3 protein-coding genes and 2 pseudogenes are annotated in these 2740 nt (G+C 70.4%); 3 read left to right on the top strand and 2 right to left on the bottom strand.

Annotation, left to right across the window (positions count from 1 at the left end):
* Window positions 1–226 (bottom strand): annotated as a pseudogene (locus tag JWP64_RS04925) (MFS transporter); the annotation flags it as partial.
* Here JWP64_RS04925 and JWP64_RS04930 point away from each other — a divergent pair.
* On the top strand, window positions 189–455 hold the full coding sequence (locus tag JWP64_RS04930; protein WP_366889410.1) for an isocitrate/isopropylmalate family dehydrogenase: 267 nt from the start codon (window positions 189–191) through the stop codon (window positions 453–455). The pseudogene JWP64_RS04925 and the gene JWP64_RS04930 sit on opposite strands and share 38 nt — an antisense overlap.
* A gap of 323 nt (window positions 456–778) precedes the next feature.
* Window positions 779–926, top strand: a pseudogene (locus JWP64_RS04935) (transposase); the annotation flags it as partial.
* 113 nt (window positions 927–1039) lie between these two features.
* Here JWP64_RS04935 and JWP64_RS04940 read toward each other — a convergent pair.
* Window positions 1040–1921 (bottom strand): LysR family transcriptional regulator, encoded by an 882-nt coding sequence (locus JWP64_RS04940; RefSeq protein WP_297492785.1) that lies wholly within the window; start codon window positions 1919–1921, stop codon window positions 1040–1042.
* A 135-nt stretch (window positions 1922–2056) separates the two neighbouring features.
* On the opposite strand from JWP64_RS04940, the gene JWP64_RS04945 reads away from it, so the two are divergent.
* Window positions 2057–2740: SDR family oxidoreductase (locus tag JWP64_RS04945; protein ID WP_297492788.1), on the top strand; the 684-nt coding region annotated here is incomplete at its 3' end.

Below are 2740 nucleotides of genomic sequence, written 5' to 3' on the forward strand. Positions count from 1 at the left end.
ACCCGAAGGTCAGGGCGTAGCCGGACACCACCCACTGGATCTGTTGCGGTGAGGCGTGCAGCCCGCGCTCGATCGAGGGCACCGCGACGTTGACGATGCTGACGTCGAGCAGGGTCATGAACCCGGCTATCTGGGTCACGACCAGGGCGCGCCAGCGGCGGGGATCCGGTGACCAGGTCTCCTGACGGGTGGACGGCTCGCCGTTTTGGCTCGTCACCACCTCCATCGTCCGCGCTCCGGGAGCGCGCGGCCACCCGCTCGCCGGGCCAGCCGGACCCGACATCGCCGGGCAGGGCATCGCGAACCCGCTCGGCGCGATCTGGTGCGCCTCGATGATGCTCGACCACCTCGGTCACCCCGACGCGGCCACCGAAGTCTTCGACTCGTTCGCCCACGTGCTCGCCACGACCTCGGTCCGCACCCGTGATCTCGGGACGAGCATCACTGCCGGGTGAGCGCGCACCAGTAGGGGCGCGCGTCGGGACCCGCCTCGGTCATGCCATTGAGTCGTCGTGCAGATCATGCGGCCCGCAGCGCGGCGAGCGCCCCAGCCCAAGCGACCACCTGCCCGAGCATCGTGTCGAGCACCTGCTCGTGGTGGTCGGCCGGGACGTCCGTCCGTTGGTCGGCGAACTCGTCGAGCCCGGCGAGGACTGCGTCGCCGCGCTCAACGAGTTGGAACCAGATCGATGCGTCCAGTAGGGCGACCGGGCGTCGGCGGGAAATCGAGATCTGGCGGAATCGGCCGGTCGACGAGGTCTATCCGATCGTCGACGTGTGGCAGCGCGCTTGGAACGAGTTCATCCCGTTCCTTCGACTACCCCGCAGAACTCCGCCGCATCGCCTACACCACAAACGCCATTGAATCCATCAACTTCCAACGGAGGAAAATCGCCAAGACTCGGGGTCATTTCCCGTCCGACGAGGTGGGTAGCCGAACCCGGCGCCCTGCTTCGTCTTCAACGAGCGGGGGGCTGGCCGCGCTGGACCCTTGGTGGGCGGGAGGCCGTCCCCGCCGCCTCGGCCTTCCGGGACCCGCTCAGGCGGGGGTGTAGGGCCGCTGCGCCTGGGCGGTGGCGATCTCGGTGAACTCGTGGATGAGGGGATCGGTGCGGGTGTTGTCCCAGGCGAGGCACACGTGGTTGGGCCCGATGTCGTCGATGGGAACCCAGGTGATGTCGGGGCGGGTGTAGTAGGTGGCGGTGGAGAGCGGGAGGACCACCAGCCCGCGGCCGGCCGCGACGTGCTCGAGTTTCTCCTCCACCGTGCGGATCGGCGGCGGCGGTTCTCCTCGGCCGGTACGCAGCTCCACCGCGATGTCGCGCCATTCGGGCACGGCGTCGGGGTTCTGCAACAGGTGCTCGTGGGCCAGATCGCTGATGCTGATGCCGTCCTTGGCCGCCAGCAAGTGGTCGAGGGGTACCGCGGCCACCCGGGGTTCGGTGAGCAGCGGGCGGATCTGCAGGCCGTTCTGGTCGATGGGCAGGCGTACGTAGCTGACGTCCACACGGCCGTCGTGCACGACCTCGGTCTGGTCGTCCCAGCTGGTGCGCAGCACGTCGACGGTGAGGTCGCGGTGGCGGGCGGCCAGGACACGGGTGGCGGGGGTGACGATGAGCCCGGGCATGAACCCGACGGTGAAGCGGTCGGCGGCGAGTGCGGCGCGTTGGACCCGTCGTTGCAGGGCGTCGGCGCCGGCGAGCAGGGGGCGGGCGTCGGTGAGGAGTTGCTCGCCGGCGCGGGTGAGCGCGGTGGCGCGTTTGGTGCGGTCGAACAGCTGGGTCTTCAGCTCGTGTTCCAGGGCACGGATCTGGCGGGAGAGCACGGGCTGGGCGATGTGCAGCGCTGCCGCGGCGCGGCCGAAATGCAGGTGGTCGGCGACCGCGACGAAGTAGCGCAGCTTGCGCAGGTCCACATCCATGCTCGCGCCTCCTGTGCGCGGACGAGGCTGGATGCCCCCAGGGTATTGCAGGCGCGGGAAGGAGTCTTGGACCTCGCCCCATCCATGGGCACATCGTGGAGGAGGTTCGACCAGCACTTCACCAGGAGGTTTCTCATGGATCTGCACGGGCAGCGCGTCGTCGTTCTGGGCGGCACGTCGGGCGTCGGACTCGCGGTCGCGGCCGGCGCCGCGTCCGCCGGGGCCGAGGTCGTCGTCGTCTCCAGCCGCCGCTCCAGCGTCGACAAGGCGTTGTCCGCGCTCCCCGATGGGGCCACGGGCCGTGTCGCGGACCTCAGCGACCCCTCCATCGTCCCCGGCGTGCTCGAGGAGATCGGCGAGCTCGATCATCTCGTCTACACCGCGGGCGAGTCGCTGGCCCTGATGCCGATGGCGGAGCTCGACGTGGAGCAGGCACGGCAGTTCTTCGGTCTGCGCCTCTTCGGTGCCCTGGCCGCGGTGTCCGCGGCAGCGCCGCTGGTGCGCACCGGTGGCTCGATCACGTTGACCACCGGCACGGCCAAGGACCGTCCGGGCGCGGGCTGGGCCGTTCCGGCGAGCATCTGCGGCGCGGTGGAGGCGCTGACCAAGGCGCTGGCGGTCGAGCTCGCCCCGATCCGGGTGAACGCCGTGAACCCGGGCGTGCTCCGCTCGCCCCTGTGGGCGGGGATGAGCGAGGCCGACCGCGAGCAGATGTACCGGGACGTCGCCGCGGCCATCCCGGCGGGGCGCATCGGTGAGGTCGGCGACGCCGCGCAGGCCTACCTGTACTGCATGACGCAGACCTTCACCACCGGCACG

The organism is Pseudonocardia sp. (genome assembly GCF_025465255.1).
In the GTDB taxonomy this organism is placed as follows: domain Bacteria; phylum Actinomycetota; class Actinomycetes; order Mycobacteriales; family Pseudonocardiaceae; genus Pseudonocardia.

Excerpts from the sequence above, each read along its gene's own strand:
- JWP64_RS04940 (WP_297492785.1), bottom strand. The coding sequence starts at position 1,921 with ATGGATGTGGACCTGCGCAAGCTGCGCTACTTCGTCGCGGTCGCCGAC.